Origin of the sequence: Burkholderia lata, assembly GCF_000012945.1 — a bacterium.
In the GTDB taxonomy this organism is placed as follows: Bacteria; Pseudomonadota; Gammaproteobacteria; order Burkholderiales; family Burkholderiaceae; genus Burkholderia; species Burkholderia lata.
Genome location: NC_007511.1, coordinates 50912 through 68184 on the forward strand (window position 1 = coordinate 50912; position 17273 = coordinate 68184).

Genomic DNA, 17273 nt, shown 5'->3' on the forward strand with positions numbered 1-17273 from the left:
CGAGGCGAGAACGCGATGACCACGCAGACGATGACGGCCGTATCCGGCAACGACGGCGACACCGGTGCCGATGTCGATGCTGGCGCGCGGAAGCCCGGCGGCCCGCTGCTCGCGCTCGACGGGATCACGGTGACGTTCCCGGGCGTGCGCGCGCTCGATGCCGTGTCGCTGTCGGTGCGCGCGGGCGAGGTGCACGGGCTGATGGGCGAGAACGGCGCGGGGAAGTCGACGCTGCTGAAGGTGCTGTCGGGCGTGAACCAGCCGCAGGCCGGCACGCTGGCGCTGAACGGCACCGCGCAGCGCTTCGCGTCGACGCGCGCGGCGCTCGAGGCCGGCATCGCGATCATCTACCAGGAGCTGCATCTGGTGCCCGAGCTGACGGTCGCCGAAAACCTGATGCTCGGGCAGTTGCCGAGCCGGCTCGGCGTGGTCGACGAGCGCACGCTCGCGGCGCGTGCGCTCGATGCGCTGGAGCGGCTCGGCGAGCACATCGATCCGGGCATCCCGGTGAAGTATCTGTCGATCGGCCAGCGCCAGATGATCGAGATCGGCAAGGCGCTGATGCGCGATGCGCGCGTGATCGCGTTCGACGAACCGACGAGTTCGTTGTCCGCGCGCGAGACCACGCAGCTGTTCCGGATCATCCGGGCGCTGCGTGCGGAGGGCCGCGCGATCATCTACGTCACGCACCGGATGGAAGAGGTTTATGAACTGTGCGACCGGGTGACGGTGTTCCGCGACGGCCGCCGCATCGACACGTTCGATTCCGTGACCGATCTCGATCGCGACCGGTTGATCGGCTGCATGGTCGGCCGTTCGATCGAGGATGTGTACGGCTACCGGCCGCGCACGGCCGGCGACGTGCTGATCGAGGCGAAAGGGCTGGCGGGGCCCGGGTTGTCCGAGCCCGTGTCGTTCACCGCGCGGCGCGGCGAGATCGTCGGCTTCTTCGGGCTGGTCGGCGCGGGCCGCTCGGAGTTGATGAAGCTGCTGTACGGCGCCGCGCGCCCGAGCGCGGGGCACGTCGAGCTGAACGGGAAGCGGGTGGCGTTCGGGAGCCCGCGCGACGCGGTGCGCGCCGGCCTCGCGCTGTGCCCGGAAGACCGCAAGCAGGAGGGCATCGTCGCGATCGCGTCGGTGGCCGACAACCTGAACATCAGCGCACGCCGGCATTTCAGCCCGGCGCGCATGCTGCTCGACGCGCGGCGCGAACGCGAGCTTGCGCAACGCTACATCGAGCGGCTCGCGATCAAGACCCGCGACGGCGACACGCCGATCGGCGCGCTGTCCGGCGGCAACCAGCAGAAGGTCGTGCTCGCGCGCTGGTTGGCCGAACGCATCGACGTGTTCCTGATGGACGAGCCGACGCGCGGCATCGACGTCGGCGCGCGCGCGGAAATCTACAACCTGTTCTACGAACTCGCGGAAGCGGGCCGCACGGTGATTCTCGTGTCGAGCGACCTGGCCGAGGTGATCGGCGTGTCGGACCGGATCATCGTGATGAAGGAAGGACGGATCGCGGGCGAGGTCGCGAAGGCGCAGGCGACGCCCGACGCGCTGATCAAACTCGCGCTGCCGCGCTAGCGCCCCGCAACGATCAACCGGAATGCAAACGACATGAGCCAGGCAATGCAACCCCAACGCACGTCCCCGTCCGCCGATGCCGCCGCCGTACCCGCGCGAGCGCGCGGCGGCGTGTGGCAGCTGATCAACCGCTCCGGCATCGTGATGGTGTTTCTCGTGCTGTTCGCGACGCTGTCGCTGACCGTGCCGGACTTCCTCACGCCGCGCAACATCCAGGGCCTGCTGCTGTCGGTCACGCTGATCGGCTCGATCGCGGTGACGATGATGTTCGTGCTCGCGCTCGGCGAGGTCGACCTGTCGGTCGCGTCGATCGTCGCGTTCTCGGGCGTCGTCGCGTCGACGCTGATCACCGCGACGCACAGCGTCGTGCTCGGCATCGCGGGCGGCGTGCTCGCGGGCGGTGCGGTCGGGCTCGTCAACGGCGTGCTGATCGCGCGCTGGCGGATCAACTCGCTGATCGTCACGCTCGCGATGATGGAAGTCGTGCGCGGACTCGCGTTCATCACGTCGAACGGCGACGCGGTGATGATCTCCGAGGAGCGCTTCTTCGATCTCGGCGGCGGGTCGTTTCTCGGCATCTCGTATCCGATCTGGAGCAACATCGTCGGCTTCGTCGTGTTCGGCTTCCTGCTGCGCAAGACGGTGTTCGGCAAGAACGTGCTGGCCGTCGGCGGCAACGGCGAGGCCGCGCTGCTCGCGGGGCTGCCGGTGATGCGCATCAAGATCACCGTGTTCGTGCTGCAGGGGCTCGTGACGGGCTTCGCGGGCGTGATGCTCGCGTCGCGGATGAGCCTCGGCGACCCGAAGACGTCGGTCGGGCTCGAACTCGGCGTGATCTCCGCGTGCGTGCTCGGCGGCGTATCGCTGACGGGCGGCGTCGCGACGATCTCCGGCGTGCTGGTCGGCGTGCTGATCATGGGCTCTGTCCAGGATGCGATGAGCCTGCTGAACGTGCCGACGTTTTACCAATATTTGATACGCGGCGGGATTCTGTTGCTCGCGGTGCTGTTCGACCAGTATCGTCGCAACCAGCGGCGCGCGATGAAGCTCTGACGAAAGCGCGGCTGCGCGCGAACGCGACAGATATCGGGAGACGGCATGCAACAGACTCATCCGGCCGGGCAGGCGACGCTGCTGGCCGACAGCCGCAACACGCTCGGCGAAGGCGCGACGTGGTGCGACAGGACGCACGCGCTGTATTGGGTGGACATCGAAGGCGCGCAACTGTGGCGCTGTCGCGCGGACGGCTCCGACCTGACGCCGTGGGCCATGCCCGAGCGGCTCGCTTGCTTTGCGCTGACGCATGACCCGGACGTGCTGCTCGTCGGGCTCGCGACGCATCTCGCGTTCTTCGACCTGCGCAGCGGTGCGTTCACTCGGATCGTCGACGTCGAGCCCGAGCTGCCGACGCGGCTCAACGACGGGCGCTGCGACCCGTTCGGCGCACTCGTGTTCGGGATGAAGGACGAGGGAAGCGAGCCGCCGCAGGCAGTCGGCGGGTTCTACCGGCTCAATGCCGACCTGACGCTGGAGCGGCTCGCGTTGCCGCCGGCCGCGATCGCGAACAGCATCGCGTTTTCGCCGGACGGGTCGAAGCTGTATTTCTGCGATTCGCTCGTGCGTGAGATCTTCGTCTGCGATTACCGCGCGGGCGGAGATGTCGCCAACGTGCGGCCGTTCGCGCGGCTGACCGATCCCGACGGTGACCCGGACGGCTCGATGATCGATCGCGATGGCGGCCTGTGGAACGCGCAGTGGGGCGGCAGGCGTGTGGTGCGCTACGGGCCCGACGGTGTCGAGACGGATCGCGTGGCCGTACCGACCGCGCAGCCGAGCTGCACGGCGCTCGACGGCGAAGGCCGCCTGTACGTGACGAGCGCCCGCATCGGGTTGAGCGACGATGCGCTGGCCGGCGACCCGCATGCGGGCGGCGTGTTCGTCGCGCAGACGCGGCACGCGGGGATGGCGACGGCGCGGTTTGCGGGGACGCCGCGCGGCTGATCGCGTGCGGGATGCCGTTCATGGGATGCCGCTGACGCAGCGGGCTTCGCGGCCAGCCCGGCAGTCCGTCGCGCGTGCGTGAGCGCGCGGCTGCTGCCCGACATGCCTGGAACCCGCCGTTCACCGCCCGACGTGCTGGTAAGATGGCCCGCAATCCCATCCCGCCCGCACCATGAGTTCCGCACCGACCAAACCCGCGAACCCGAAGACTCCCGCGAAGCACACCGCCCGCGCGGCAGGCGACAAGCCGAAGGCGCGCGTGCAGCAGCGCCTGACCTACGTGATCGGCGGTCTCGACCGGCTGCTGCGCCGCCACATGACCGACGCGCTCGCACCGCTCGGCATCACGCTCGCGCAATACACGGCGCTGTCGGTGCTCGAGGCGCGCGGCGCATCGTCGAACGCGCAACTGGCCGAGCGCTCGTGGATCACGCCACAATCGGCGAATGAAGTGATGAGCGTGATGGCCGCCCGCGGTTTCGTTACGCGTGAAGCCGACCCGTCGCACGGCCGCATCATCCTGCTGACGCTGACCGACGAAGGCGCGGCGATGCTGCGTGAATGCGAAGCCGTCCTGCGCCCGCTCGAGACGCGCATGCTCGGCGACATCTCCGCCGATGCCGCCGCGGACGTGCAGCGCACGCTCGAACTGTTCTCGCGCAACCTGCGCGGCTGACCCCCTTCCAGAACCTTCATTGCGCGGGCCCGTGGGGCCCGCGTTCGCTTTGCCGGTCGCCTGACCGTTCCCCGATTCCGTCGTTTCCACCGCTTTCCGCTCCGGGTTTACACCGGCGCTCGTGCCGCTTGCAATATCAGGTAGCCTGATATTAAATGAAGCCGTCCGCAGCAGGGATGCTGCGCCCCGAATCGCACAGGAACGAACGACAGGAAACGATATGAGCAAGTACGACAACCGCTGGCAGACCGTTGAAGTGAAGGTGGAGGCCGGCATCGCGTGGGTCACGCTGAACCGCCCGGACAAGCGCAATGCGATGAGCCCGACGCTCAACCGGGAGATGCTGCAGGTACTCGACGCGGTCGAGTTCGACGATGAAGCGAAGGTGCTCGTCCTCACCGGCGCGGGCGCCGCGTGGACGGCCGGCATGGACCTGAAGGAATACTTCCGCGAGATCGATGGCGGCTCCGACGCAATGCAGGAAAAGGTGCGCCGCGACGCATCGGAATGGCAGTGGCGCCGCCTGCGGATGTACAACAAGCCGACGATCGCGATGGTGAACGGCTGGTGCTTCGGCGGCGGCTTCTCGCCGCTCGTCGCGTGCGACCTCGCGATCGCGGCCGACGAAGCCGTGTTCGGGCTGTCGGAAATCAACTGGGGCATCCCGCCCGGCAACCTCGTCAGCAAGGCGATGGCCGACACGGTCGGGCACCGCCGCGCGCTGCACTACATCATGACCGGCGACACGTTCACCGGCACCGAAGCGGCGGACATGGGCCTCGTGAACAGCAGCGTGCCGCTGGCCGAACTGCGTGAAGCGACGATCGCGCTCGCGGCCCGCCTGATGGACAAGAACCCGGTCGTGTTGCGCGCGGCAAAGCACGGCTTCAAGCGCTCGCGCGAACTGACGTGGGAGCAGTGCGAGGATTACCTGTACGCGAAGCTCGACCAGGCGCAACTGCGCGATCCGGAGCACGGCCGCGAACAGGGGCTCAAGCAGTTCCTCGACGACAAGACGATCAAGCCGGGCCTGCAGGCCTACAAGCGCTGACGCAACCGGACGAGAGACACGCATGGCAGGAGACAACATGACCGACAGACGGATGCTGATCGCCGGCGAGTGGTGCGCCGCACGCGACGGGCGCACCTTCGACCGATTCAATCCCGCGACGGGTGCGCTGGCGTCGCGTGCGCCGGCGGCCGGCCTCGCCGACGCCGACGCGGCGATCGACGCCGCGCACCGCGCGTTTCCCGCCTGGTCCGCACTCGCGCCGACCGAGCGCCGCCGGCTGCTGCTGAAGGCGGCCGACCTGATGGACGCCCGCATCGACACGTTCATCGCGACCGGTGTGGCCGAAACCGGCGCGACGCCGGGCTGGATCGGCTTCAACGTGACGCTCGCGGCGAACATGCTGCGCGAGGCCGCGTCGATGACGACGCAGATCGCCGGCGACGTGATCCCGTCCGACGTGCCCGGCAATCTCGCGCTCGCGATGCGCGTGCCGTGCGGCGTCGTGCTCGGCATCGCGCCGTGGAACGCGCCGGTGATTCTCGGCACGCGTGCGCTGGCGATGCCGCTCGCGTGCGGCAACACGGTCGTGCTGAAGGCGTCCGAAGCGTGCCCCGGCGTGCACGCGCTGATCGGGGCGGTGCTGGACGAAGCGGGGCTCGGTGCGGGTGTGGTCAACGTGATCACGCATGCAGCGGTCGACGCACCCGAACTCGTCGAGCGGCTGATCGCACATCCGCATGTGAAGCGCATCAACTTCACCGGGTCGACGCATGTCGGGCGCATCATCGCGCGCCACGCGGCTGCTCACCTGAAGCCGGTGCTGCTCGAACTCGGCGGCAAGGCGCCCGTGCTCGTGCTGGACGATGCCGATCTCGACGCGGCTGTCGACGCGATCGCGTTCGGCGCGTTCTTCAATCAGGGGCAGATCTGCATGTCGACCGAGCGCGTGATCGTCGCGAGGCCGATTGCCGATACGCTCGTCGAACGCCTCGCCGCGAAGGCGCGCACGCTGGTCGCCGGCGATCCGCTGGCCGGCCATCCGCTCGGCACGATGGTCGACGCGGCGGCCGCCGCGCGCGCAGCGTCGCTCGTCGAAGATGCGCGTGCGCATGGCGCGCAGCTGCCGCTCGGCTGCCGCGTCGAAGGCGCGACGATGCAGCCGGCGATCGTCGATGGCGTGACGCGCGACATGCGTCTGTATCGCGAGGAATCGTTCGCGCCGGTCGTCGCGATCCTGCGCGCGGACAGCGACGACGAAGCGGTCGCGCTCGCGAACGACAGCGAGTTCGGGCTGTCGTCGAGCGTGTTCAGCCGCGATGTCGCGCGCGCAATGGCGGTCGCGCGCCGGATCGAATCGGGGATCTGCCACATCAACGGCCCGACCGTGCATGACGAGGCGCAGATGCCGTTCGGCGGCACGAAGGCGAGCGGCTACGGCCGCTTCGGCAGCCGCGCATCGATCGCCGAATTCACCGAGCTGCGCTGGATCACGGTGCAGACCGTGCCGCGTCATTACCCAATTTAAGCGAGGCGACGATGAATGTAGCGAAGCCTCCGGGTGAGGTCGTACACGGCGCGGGCGGCGTGCGCTATCGCGCCGCGGTGGTTGCCGTGGGCGCGGCCGAGATCCGCCGCGCGGAAAACGGCGCGTGGTACCTGCGCTCGCGCGAACCGCTCGGCGACTACCCGGCGCGCCTGACCGACTGCCTCGTGAACGGCGCGCAAGCTCATCCCGATCGCGTGCTGGCCGCGAAGCGCGGCGACGATGGCCGCTGGATCGAAATCACCTACGCGCAGATGCTCGAACGCGCCCGTGCAATTGGGCAGGGCCTCGCCGATCTCGGGCTGTCGGCGGAGCGTCCGCTCGCGGTGCTGTCCGGCAACGATCTCGAGCATCTGCAACTGATGTTCGCGGCGATGCTGGCTGGTGTGCCGTATGCGCCGATTTCACCCGCGTATTCGCTCGTGTCGACCGATTACGGCAAGCTGCGTCATACGCTTGGCGTGCTGCGGCCGGGCGCCGTATTCGTCGCCGAGCGCGGGCCGTTCTCGCGTGCGCTCGACGCCGTGTTGCCGGCCGATACGACCCTGATCGTCGCGCGCGATGCAGACGCAGATGCAGATGCGCAGGGCCGCGTGGTGCCGCTGTCGCACTTGCTCGCCACCGTCCCGCGCACGATCGACGCGATCCACGCGTCGGTCGGCCCCGATCATCTCGCGAAGATCCTGTTCACGTCCGGTTCGACGAAGCAGCCGAAGGCCGTGCCGACCACGCACCGGATGCTGTGCAGCAACCAGCAGATGCTGCGCCAGACGATGCCGGAACTGACGCGCGAACCGCCGGTGCTGGTCGACTGGCTGCCGTGGAATCACACGTTCGGCGGCAGTCACAACCTCGGCATCGCGCTGTACAACGGCGGCACGCTTTACATCGACGACGGTCGCCCGGTGCCCGGCCGTTTCGACGAAACCGTGCGCAACCTGCGCGAGATCGCGCCGACGATCTACTTCAACGTGCCGAAAGGCTGGGAAGAGCTGACCGCCGCGCTCGAACGCGACGCCGTGCTGCGCGACACGTTCTTCTCGCGCGTGAAGCTGTACTTCTTCGGCGGCGCGGGACTGTCGCAGGCCGCGTGGGACCGGCTCGACCGCGTGACCCACGCGCATTGCGGCGAGCGCATCCGGATCATGGCCGGCCTCGGGATGACGGAGGCGTCGCCGTCGTGCCTGTTCACGACGGGGCCGCTGATGCGCGCCGGCTATATCGGGCTGCCCGCGCCCGGCTGCGACGCGAAGCTCGTGCCGTGCGGCGGCAAGCTCGAACTGCGTTTCAAGGGGCCGAACGTGATGCGCGGCTACTGGCATGCGGACGTCGATCCGCGTGACGTATTCGACGACGAAGGCTATTACTGCAGCGGCGACGCGGCCACGTTTGCCGATCCGGAGCGGCCGGAATTCGGGCTGCAGTTCGACGGGCGGCTGACCGAGGATTTCAAGCTGAGCAGCGGCACGTTCGTCAGCGTCGGGCCGCTGCGCGCGAACGCAGTGTCGAGCGGTGCGCCGTACGTGCAGGACGTGGTCGTCACCGGGATCAATCGGGACGACATCGGCCTGCTCGTGTTTCCGCGTATCGACGCGTGTCGTGCGCTTGCTGCGCTCGCTGCCGATGCAACGGTGGCCGACGTGCTGCGCGCGCCGGCGGTGCGCGCGGTGTTCGAGACCTGGCTCGCCGCGCTGAACCGGCATGCGAGCGGCGGATCGACGTTCGTCGCGCGCATCCGGTTGATCGACACGCCGCCGTCGCTCGATCTCGGCGAAGTGACCGACAAGGGCTCGCTGAACCAGGCGGCCGTGCAGCAGCATCGCGCGGCGACGATCGACGCGCTGTACGACCCGGCCCGCCGTGATCCCGATGTGATTCACGCATCGACCTAACGATAGGCATCGGTACGCGTAACGACCTGCCGGCGATGCGACCGGCGGGCTTTTTTACGGCCAGTGAATCAGGCTGCCTGATAACAAGGGCGGCCGTTCAACCGACCCATTGCGCACCTGCCCGCCCCTGGCCGGCGGCGGCGCGCGCTGCGAGCGGCCCTGCGAGGCACGCCGACGAAAAGACAACAAGGATTGGAGACACGATGAACACCTACGTTGCCGAAAGACCGGCAGTCGCGACGACACTCGCGCTGTGCTTCGCGATCGCGTTGCTCGAAGGGCTCGACCTGCAGTCGGTCGGCGTCGCCGCGCCGCGCATGGCGCGCGAATTCGGGCTGAGCGTGTCGCAGATGGGCATTGCGTTCAGCGCGGGCACCTTCGGGCTGTTGCCGGGCGCGATGCTTGGCGGGCGCCTCGCCGACCGGATCGGCCGCAAGCGCGTGCTGATCGCGTCGGTCGCGCTGTTCGGGCTGCTGTCGATCGCCACCGCGCAGGCGTCGAGCTTCGCGATGCTCGTCGTCGTGCGCGTGCTGACCGGCATCGGCCTCGGCGGCGCGATGCCGAACCTGATCGCGCTGTCGTCGGAAGCGGTCGACGCGCGCTCGCGCAGCAGCGCGGTGGCCGCGATGTACTGCGGCATCCCGTTCGGCGGCGTGATCGCGTCGCTGATCGGCGTGCTGCTCGCCGGCGATACCGAGTGGCGGCACATCTTCTACGTCGGCGGCGCGGGGCCGCTGCTGCTCGTGCCGCTGCTGGCGATGCTGCTGCCGGAATCGCGCGCGTATCTCGACATCGCCGGCACGTCGGCCGCGCGCACGAGCGTCGCCCGCACGCTGTTCGGCGACGGCCGCACGATCTCGACGCTCGCGCTGTGGATCAGCTATTTCTGCACGCTGATCGTTCTCTACTTCCTGCTGAACTGGCTGCCGTCGCTGATGGCCGCGCGCGGGCTCGATCGCGAGCATGTCGGCCTCGTGCAGATCGCATTCAACGTCGGCGGCGGGCTCGGCGCGCTCGGCATCGGCGCGGCGCTCGACCGGATGCGCGCGTCGCGCGTGGTCGGCGGCATGTACGTCGGGATCGTGCTGTCGCTCGCCGCGCTGGCGGCCGCGCCCGGCTTCGCATCGCTCGCGGCGGCCGCGTTCGCGGCCGGGATGTTCGTGATCGGCGGGCAGTCGGTGCTGTACGCGCTCGCGGCGATCTACTACCCGACCGCGATGCGCGGCACGGGCGTCGGCGCGGCGGTGGCCGTCGGCCGGCTCGGCTCCGTCGTCGGGCCGCTCGCGGCCGCGACGCTGCTGGCTGCCGGCCGCAGCGCGCCCGTCGTGATCGGCGCGAGCATTCCCGTCACGCTCGTCGCGGCCGTCGCCGCGCTGCTGCTGATCCGCCGCCCGCAGGCCGGCGACTGACGTTTCGCTTTTATCAATGCGCGTCGTCAGAGCGCGCTTACTCAAGGTCTGGAGACGCAACGAATGAAAACGAAGACAAGGATCGGCCTCGTGGCCGCCGGCGCGTGCTGCGCGCTTGCCGCCCCGCTCGCACACGCGCAATCGAGCGTGACGCTGTACGGGATCATCGATACGGGCGTCGAATTCGTGTCGCACGCGAACGCGGCGGGCGACCACGTGGTGCGCATGCCGGGCGTGACGGGCGAACTGCCGTCGCGCTGGGGGCTGCGCGGCGCGGAGGATCTCGGCGGCGGCTATCAGGCGGTATTCATGCTGGAAAGCGGCTTCAACGTGCGTGGCGGCGATCTCGGCCAGGGCGGGCGGCTGTTCGGGCGGCAGGCGTTCGTCGGGCTGAAGGGCGGCTTCGGTACGCTCGCGTTCGGCCGCCAGTACACGATGACCTACCTCGCGCTGCAGGGCGCGGACATCATCGGCCCCGACATCTACGGGCTCGGTTCGCTCGACGCGTACGTGCCGAACGGCCGCGCTGACAACGCGGTGACCTATATCGGCACCTACCGCGGCGTGACGCTCGGCGCCGCGTATTCGTTCGGCCGCGACGGCGCGGGCACCGGCAACTCGCCGGGGCAGGGCACGTGCGCGGGGCAAGTGCCGGGCCACGCGGTCGAATGCCGCAACTGGTCGGTGATGCTCAAGTACGACAGCGCGTATTTCGGCGCGGCCGCGTCGTACGAGGAGCAGCGCGGCGGCACGGGCGCGGCCGCGAACTTCTTCGACGGCGTCGCACCGGTTGCCTTCACGAGCAGCGCGGGCAAGGACGCGCGCGTGCACGTGAGCGCGTATGCGCAGGCGGCGGGCGCGCGGATCGGCGCGGGCTGGATCGGGCGGCGCGTGTCGACTGGTTCGCCGGCCGCGGCCGGTGCGCATTCCGATTTGTTCTTCGTCGGGGCGTCGTATGCGGTCAAACCGGATTTCGTCGTCGACGGCGAAGGCTACCGGATCGTCAACTCCGCACACGACACGCGCGCGACGATGGCGACGCTGCGCGCGACGTACCTGCTGACGAAGCGCACGTCCGTCTATGCGCAAAGCTCGTATCTGTGGAACAGCGCGCACGCACGCTACGCGGTCAGCGGCGGCGGTGCGGGCACGACGCCCGGCGAAGGGATGGGGCAGCTCGGCGCGATGGTCGGCATCAAGCACATGTTCTGACCCAACGGCCTGACGAACGGGAGTTATCTTGAACAGACAATCTGCATTCCTCTGCATTGCGCCGCTCACCGCCGCGATGCTCGCCGGTTGCGGCGGCGACGATTCGGTGAATTCCGCACCGACCCACCTGAGCGCCGCGACACCGGCCGCGATGGTGCAGACCTGCGATGCGCTCGCCGCGAAGCTCGCGTATGCGAACACGTCGTTCACGTCGGTGACGACCGCGGCCGCCGGCGCACTCACGGTGGCCGGCAAGCCGATCGCCGAGCACTGCGTGATCGAAGGGAAGATGAACGAGCGCGTGAGCACGGTCGACGGCAAGACCTATGCGATCGGTTTCGAGATGCGCTTGCCGAAGGCGTGGAACGGCCGCTTCTTCTACCAGGCGAACGGCGGGCTCGACGGCAACGTCGTGACCGCGACCGGCGAGATCGGTGGCGGCGGGCCGTTGACCGACGCGCTGAACCAGGGCTTCGCGGTGATCAGCTCGGATTCCGGGCACAGCGCCGCGCAGAATCCGCTGTTCGGCATCGATCCGCAGGCACGCATCGACTACGGCTATGGCGCGGTCGATGCGCTCACGCCGATGGCGAAGCAGGTGATCCGGCTCGCATACGGCAAGGCGCCCGACCGCAGCTATTTCGACGGCTGCTCGAACGGCGGCCGCCACGCGATGGTCACGGCGGTACGCAACCCGGCCGACTACGACGGCATCATCGCGGGCGATCCGGGCTTTCATCTGCCGAAGGCGGCGATCGGCGAGATGTATGGCGCGCAGCAGTTCGCGAAGATCGCGTCGGCGACCGGATCGAACGGGCAGCCGGATATCCGCAGCGGCTTCACCGATGCGGAGCGGCAGTTCGTCGGCGCGAAGATCCTCGAGAAATGCGATGCGCTCGATGGCGCGGCCGACGGGATGGTGCAGGACGTCGCCGCGTGCCGGGCGCACTTCAGCGTCGATGCGGACCTCCCGACCTGCGCGAACGGCACGCGCACGGGCGCCTGCCTGACGACCGCGCAAAAGACCGCGCTCGAGAACGTGTTCACGGGCGCGCGCAACAGCGCGGGCACGGCGCTCTATGCGGGCTTTCCGTACGATCCGGGCATCGCCGGCAGCGGCTGGGCCGCGTGGAAGCAGTCGAATTCGATCACGCTCGACCCGGCCGCGATGGCGTTCACGTTCATGACGCCGCCGAAAACCGCCGCGACGCTCGCGAACCTGCCCGGTTTCGCGCTCGGTTTCGACATGGACAATGACGCGCCGGCGATCTTCGCGACCAGCGGCGTGTACACGCAATCCGCGTGGTCGTTCATGACGCCGCCCGACGAGACCAACCTGTCCGCGCTGAAGGCGCGCGGCGCGAAGCTGCTGGTCTATCACGGCACCGGCGACCCGGTGTTCTCGTTCGACGACACGCGCGACTGGTATGCGCGGGTCGCACAGGCGAACGGCGGCGATGCGTCGGATTTCGCACGCCTCTATCCGGTGCCGGGGATGAATCACTGCTCGGGCGGGCCGGCGGCCGACCAGTTCGACCTGCTGACGCCGCTCGTTGCGTGGGTCGAGCAGGGGCAGGCGCCCGGTGCGGTGGTGGCCACCGCGCGCGATGCGACGAACGCGGTGCCGAATGCGGACGTGCCCGCGTCGTGGGGCGCGGGGCGCACGCGGCCGCTGTGCCCGTATCCGCAGGTGGCGCGCTACAACGGGTCGGGCGACGTGAATTCGGCGGCGAGCTTCAGTTGTCGCTGACGTAGCCGTCGATGGGAGGCGGCCGGCGCATGCATGCGCCGGCCGGTCGCCTCATGTGTGCAAACGCTCACTTACTCGCCCGGTTCGACCGGCACCTCGAGCCCGACCTTCACGCGGCTCATGCTCACCAGCGTCTTGAACCGCTTCACGTTGTTGTTCGCGAAGAACAGCTCTCTCGTGAGCGCGTTGTACTGATCCATGTTGCGCACGGCCAGGATCAGCACGAAATCCCACTCTCCCGTCACGTAGTAGCACTGCTGGATCTGCGGGCAGCGCTCGAAGGTGCGCTTCATCGCGTCGAGCTGGTCGATCTGCTCGCTTTCGACCTCGACGTTGACGACGATCGTCAGCGGATGATCGACCTTGTCCGGCGCGACGATGGCGGTGTAGCGCTCGATCACGCCGTCGTCCGCGAGACGTTTCAGGCGCCGGTTCACGGCCGCGGTCGACAGGTTGACGCGCGCGCCGAGTTCGCTCTGCGGCGTTTGCGCGTCGCGCTGGATTTCCATCAGCAGCTTGCGATCGAACGCATCGAGTGAGGTGGTCATGATGGCGCGTGAGGCCTCGAAAGAATGAGAAATTTTTGCGTGGCGGCCGCCGAATTGGCGATTTTATTGACCGGCGTGCGCAATATTATTTTTCGAACCGGCGGCGCGTGCAACCCGTGCGCGCCCGACCCGAACCGACTCACGGAGTGCTGCCCGCCATGCTGATCGCCAACCCCCGCGCCTCGCGCGCCGCCTATCCCCACGCGCTGCGCCGCGTGATGAACATCGCGTCGGCCGACGAAAGCGGCGCGTGGCTGTCGCACTGGCCACTCGTCGGCAACGCGCGCACGCCGCTGCGCGCGCTGCCCGATCTCGCCGCGCGGCTCGGCGTCGCGAGCGTCAGCGTGAAGGACGAGTCGTGCCGTTCGCCGCTCGGCAGCTTCAAGGCGCTTGGCGCGCCGATCGCGCTGGTGCGGCTCGTGAAGCGCCTGCGGCGCACGCAGGATCTCGATCCGCAAGGGCTCGTCACCGGCCGCTATGCGGCGGAGCTGGCCGACCTGACGGTGATCAGCGCGACCGACGGCAATCACGGCCGGGCGCTCGCCGCCGCCGCGCGTGCGATCGGCTGCGGGTGCGTGATCGTGCTGCACGCGAACGTCGAGGCCGAACGCGAACGCGCGATTTCGGCGTACGGCGCGCGGATCGTGCGCATCGCGGGGAACTACGACGAGTCGGTCGTCTGCGCGGCGCAGCTCGCGCAGGCGAACGGCTGGTATGTCGTGTCGGATACGTCGTACGACGGCTACGAAGCGATTCCGCGCGACGTGATGCAGGGCTATGGCGTGATCGCCGCCGAAGCCGCCGTGCAGGCAGCGCAGGACGACGGGCGGCCGTTCACGCACGTGCTGCTGCAGGGCGGCGTGGGCGGCCTCGCCGCGGGTGTCGCGAGTTACCTGTGGGAGCGCGATGGCGTGCAGCGGCCGCATTTCATCGTCGTCGAGCCGCGCCAGGCCGATTGCCTGTACCAGAGCGCGCTGGCAGGGCGCGCGTCCAAGGCGACGGGCAGCGTCGATTCCGTGATGGCCGGGCTTGCGTGCGGCGAGGCGTCGCCGCTGGCGTGGGATTTCCTCGAGATGTGCATCGACTACTTCATGCTGATCGACGACGAGGACGCGGTGCAGGCGATGCGTGGCCTCGCGACCGGCAGCGAACGCGACGTGCCGCTCGTGGCCGGCGAATCGGGCGCGGCCGGCGTCGCGGGGCTGGAAGTGCTGATGCGCGATCCTGCGCTCGCGCGTCAGGTGGGGCTCGACGCGCAGTCGCGCGTGCTGGCGATCAATACGGAAGGCGCGACGGCGCCGTCCGTGTACCGGAACTGCGTCGGCGAGACGGCCGACGCGGTGCTCGCGCGGCAGCGCGCCTGGCTGGACCGCGCGGCGCTCGCGGCCTGAACGACATCACGACCGATCCCGATCGACTACGACCGACCACGACTGACGAGGCCAACGCCATGGACACAATCGAAGAAAGCACGCTGCAGGGGCAACTGAAGACCTGGCGCCGCCATCTGCACCAGCATCCCGAGACGGGTTTCGAAGAAGTGAACACGTCGGACTACGTCGCGCGCATCCTGACGACGCTCGGGCTCGACGTGCATCGCGGGATCGGCGGCACGGGGCTCGTCGCGAACCTGACGGCCGGCACCGGCAAGCGCGCGATCGGCATTCGCGCCGACATGGACGCGCTGAACATCGCCGAGCACGCGCCGGGTCGCGAACATGCGTCGCGCACGCCCGGCAAGATGCATGCATGCGGGCACGACGGCCACATGTCGATGGTGCTTGGCGCCGCGCAGCTGCTGGCCGAGCGCAAGGATTTCGACGGCACCGTGCGTTTCATTTTCCAGCCGGCCGAGGAGCATGGCCGCGGCGCGAAGGCGATGATGGCCGACGGGCTGTTCGAGCGCTTCCCGGTCGACGCGATCTTCGGCGCGCACAACATGCCGGGCATGCGCGCGGGCACGTTCTCGACGCGCGCCGGCGGCATCATGGCGAGCGAAGACAATTTCGTGATCCGGATCGACGGGCGCGGCACGCATGCGGCGCGCCCGCACATGGGCATCGATCCGATCGTGATCGGCGCGCAGGTCGTGCTCGCGCTGCAGACGATCGTGTCGCGCAATCTCGATCCGGGCCAGCAGGCCGTGATCTCGTGCACGGAGTTCATCACCGACGGGCTGCGCAACGTGCTGCCGTCGACGGTGACGATCAAGGGCGACACGCGCAGCTATTCGCGCGACGTGCAGGCGCTGCTGGCCACGCGGATGCGCGAGATCAGCGAAGGGATCTGCCGCACGCACGGCGCGACCTGCGCGTTCGAGTACACGCACGAGTTTGCGCCGACGGTGAATTCGCCGGAGTGGGTCGATACGGCCGTGCAGGCCGCAGCGCAGGTCGCGGGCGGGGAGAACGTGAACGCCGACGTCCAGCCGATGATGATCTCGGAAGACTTCGGCGCGTTCCTGCAGGCGGTGCCCGGCAACTTCGTGTTCATCGGCAACGGTGAAGCGGCCGGGCGCGGCGGCGTGCCGCTGCATAACGCGGGCTACGATTTCAACGACGAGATCCTGTCGATCGGCGCGCGGTATTTCGCGGAAGTGGCGCGGCTGGCGTTGAAGGCCGCGTGATTTTTGGCATTTGACGAATTACCTCGATAAAGCCGAATGTCGTGAATTGATCGATCAAACAATTTACGCGTGCCGTCTGGTAGTTATGCGTGAACTGGTTTTGTGAGCGGGAGTGCAGGTTTATACGAATTATTGATTTTGATATAGCTGGGTTAATGTCGGTGTTCATCGGGGTCCGGGCTTTCGCTTGACTGCCAAAGAGATGCGGCGCCGAATGTTGGATCGATTCGATTTTTTTGAAATGATTTTGTATGAATTCTTTCGATTTTTCGGGTCGTCTGAATTTCATGAAATCATGAATAAGTGAATTGATCGTAAATCCGGCATGGCCCAGCGAAATCAGCCCGCCTCGAATGATTATCAAAATGCGAATGCATTGAAATCGTTCACGTTCGGGGTGAAAAATGAACATCGGCAAATGGATCGTGGCGCTTGGCGTGAGCGGCGCGCTGGCGGGCGTCGCCCAAGCGGGCACGGTGTCGAATCAGGCAGTCGTGAAGACGATCAGGCTGACCGCCCACATCGGTGACAGCCTCTACGTGTCGCGGCCCGACAGTCCGGCCGGGTATGGTGTGGTCGAGCTGGAGGCCACCGATCGCACGCAGCAATCCTTCCGCAAGACCGTGCCGATCCGCGTCTGGTCGACGAACCCCGATTTCATCGTCGAGGTCGCCCATCCGCTGACGCTGTCGAACGGCCCGCTCGAAATGACGCATGCGACGGTCACGCTCACGAGCGCCGCAGGGACGTCGACGATCGCGCCCGGGGCAGCCCAGACGATTGCGCAGGTCAAACAGGGCACCGGCGCGGGCAGCGGTGGATTCGATGAAGTCCACGACCTGAAGATCAGCGCCGATGCACCGCCCCGCAGCAGCGCCGGTGTCAACGGGAGTTACCGGGGCGATCTCGTGCTGTTGTTCGAACCGCGCGCGTCGGCCGGCGACGACAAGGTGGGCGAGGAGTAGGCGCCGCCACCACGCGGGGCGGGCGGCGGAAGATGCACGGTGCGATCGACGGTCG

14 protein-coding genes are annotated in these 17273 nt (G+C 68.3%); 13 read left to right on the plus strand and 1 reads right to left on the minus strand.

Going from position 1 to position 17273, the window contains the following annotated elements; translation table 11 throughout:
• Positions 1 to 15 precede the first annotated feature (15 nt).
• From araG to BCEP18194_RS23045, 10 genes are all read left to right on the plus strand, one after another.
• The gene (gene araG, locus BCEP18194_RS23000; RefSeq protein WP_011353661.1) at positions 16 to 1584 is read left to right on the plus strand and encodes an L-arabinose ABC transporter ATP-binding protein AraG; all 1569 of its coding nucleotides are present in this window, start codon (positions 16 to 18) and stop codon (positions 1582 to 1584) included.
• Positions 1585 to 1617: 33 nt separating this feature from the next.
• Positions 1618 to 2637: an L-arabinose ABC transporter permease AraH gene (araH, locus tag BCEP18194_RS23005; protein ID WP_011353662.1), complete on the plus strand. Its 1020-nt coding sequence runs from the start codon at positions 1618 to 1620 to the stop codon at positions 2635 to 2637.
• A gap of 45 nt (positions 2638 to 2682) precedes the next feature.
• Positions 2683 to 3585 carry an SMP-30/gluconolactonase/LRE family protein gene (locus BCEP18194_RS23010; RefSeq protein WP_011353663.1) on the plus strand — a complete coding sequence of 301 codons (903 nt, stop codon included), beginning with the start codon at positions 2683 to 2685 and terminating at the stop codon, positions 3583 to 3585.
• A 172-nt stretch (positions 3586 to 3757) separates the two neighbouring features.
• Entirely contained in the window at positions 3758 to 4261 is a 504-nt protein-coding gene (locus BCEP18194_RS23015; RefSeq protein WP_011353664.1) for a MarR family winged helix-turn-helix transcriptional regulator, read from the plus strand.
• Between the two features lie 220 nt (positions 4262 to 4481).
• Positions 4482 to 5312, plus strand: a complete 831-nt coding sequence (locus BCEP18194_RS23020; RefSeq protein WP_011353665.1) for a p-hydroxycinnamoyl CoA hydratase/lyase — start codon at positions 4482 to 4484, stop codon at positions 5310 to 5312.
• Positions 5313 to 5349: 37 nt separating this feature from the next.
• Positions 5350 to 6798: an aldehyde dehydrogenase gene (locus BCEP18194_RS23025; RefSeq protein WP_011353666.1), complete on the plus strand. Its 1449-nt coding sequence runs from the start codon at positions 5350 to 5352 to the stop codon at positions 6796 to 6798.
• A gap of 11 nt (positions 6799 to 6809) precedes the next feature.
• On the plus strand, positions 6810 to 8708 hold the full coding sequence (locus BCEP18194_RS23030; RefSeq protein WP_011353667.1) for a feruloyl-CoA synthase: 1899 nt from the start codon (positions 6810 to 6812) through the stop codon (positions 8706 to 8708).
• Between the two features lie 203 nt (positions 8709 to 8911).
• The gene (gene mhpT / locus BCEP18194_RS23035; RefSeq protein ID WP_011353668.1) at positions 8912 to 10117 is read left to right on the plus strand and encodes a 3-(3-hydroxy-phenyl)propionate transporter MhpT; all 1206 of its coding nucleotides are present in this window, start codon (positions 8912 to 8914) and stop codon (positions 10115 to 10117) included.
• Positions 10118 to 10180: 63 nt separating this feature from the next.
• On the plus strand, positions 10181 to 11329 hold the full coding sequence (locus BCEP18194_RS23040) for a porin (protein ID WP_011353669.1): 1149 nt from the start codon (positions 10181 to 10183) through the stop codon (positions 11327 to 11329).
• A 28-nt stretch (positions 11330 to 11357) separates the two neighbouring features.
• A complete protein-coding gene (locus tag BCEP18194_RS23045) occupies positions 11358 to 13079 on the plus strand; it encodes a tannase/feruloyl esterase family alpha/beta hydrolase (RefSeq protein ID WP_011353670.1) in 1722 nt (573 codons plus the stop codon).
• A 71-nt stretch (positions 13080 to 13150) separates the two neighbouring features.
• On the opposite strand, the gene BCEP18194_RS23050 is transcribed toward BCEP18194_RS23045, so the two are convergent.
• Positions 13151 to 13627: an Lrp/AsnC family transcriptional regulator gene (locus BCEP18194_RS23050; RefSeq protein WP_011353671.1), complete on the minus strand. Its 477-nt coding sequence runs from the start codon at positions 13625 to 13627 to the stop codon at positions 13151 to 13153.
• A gap of 158 nt (positions 13628 to 13785) precedes the next feature.
• Here BCEP18194_RS23050 and BCEP18194_RS23055 point away from each other — a divergent pair, with 158 nt between their 5' ends.
• The 3 genes from BCEP18194_RS23055 to BCEP18194_RS23065 all read left to right on the plus strand — a co-directional run bounded on the left by BCEP18194_RS23055 (position 13786) and on the right by BCEP18194_RS23065 (position 17218).
• Positions 13786 to 15018, plus strand: a complete 1233-nt coding sequence (locus tag BCEP18194_RS23055; RefSeq protein WP_011353672.1) for a diaminopropionate ammonia-lyase — start codon at positions 13786 to 13788, stop codon at positions 15016 to 15018.
• A 59-nt stretch (positions 15019 to 15077) separates the two neighbouring features.
• On the plus strand, positions 15078 to 16253 hold the full coding sequence (locus tag BCEP18194_RS23060) for a M20 aminoacylase family protein (RefSeq protein WP_011353673.1): 1176 nt from the start codon (positions 15078 to 15080) through the stop codon (positions 16251 to 16253).
• A 404-nt stretch (positions 16254 to 16657) separates the two neighbouring features.
• Positions 16658 to 17218, plus strand: a complete 561-nt coding sequence (locus BCEP18194_RS23065) for a hypothetical protein (RefSeq protein ID WP_011353674.1) — start codon at positions 16658 to 16660, stop codon at positions 17216 to 17218.
• Positions 17219 to 17273: the final 55 nt, after the last annotated feature.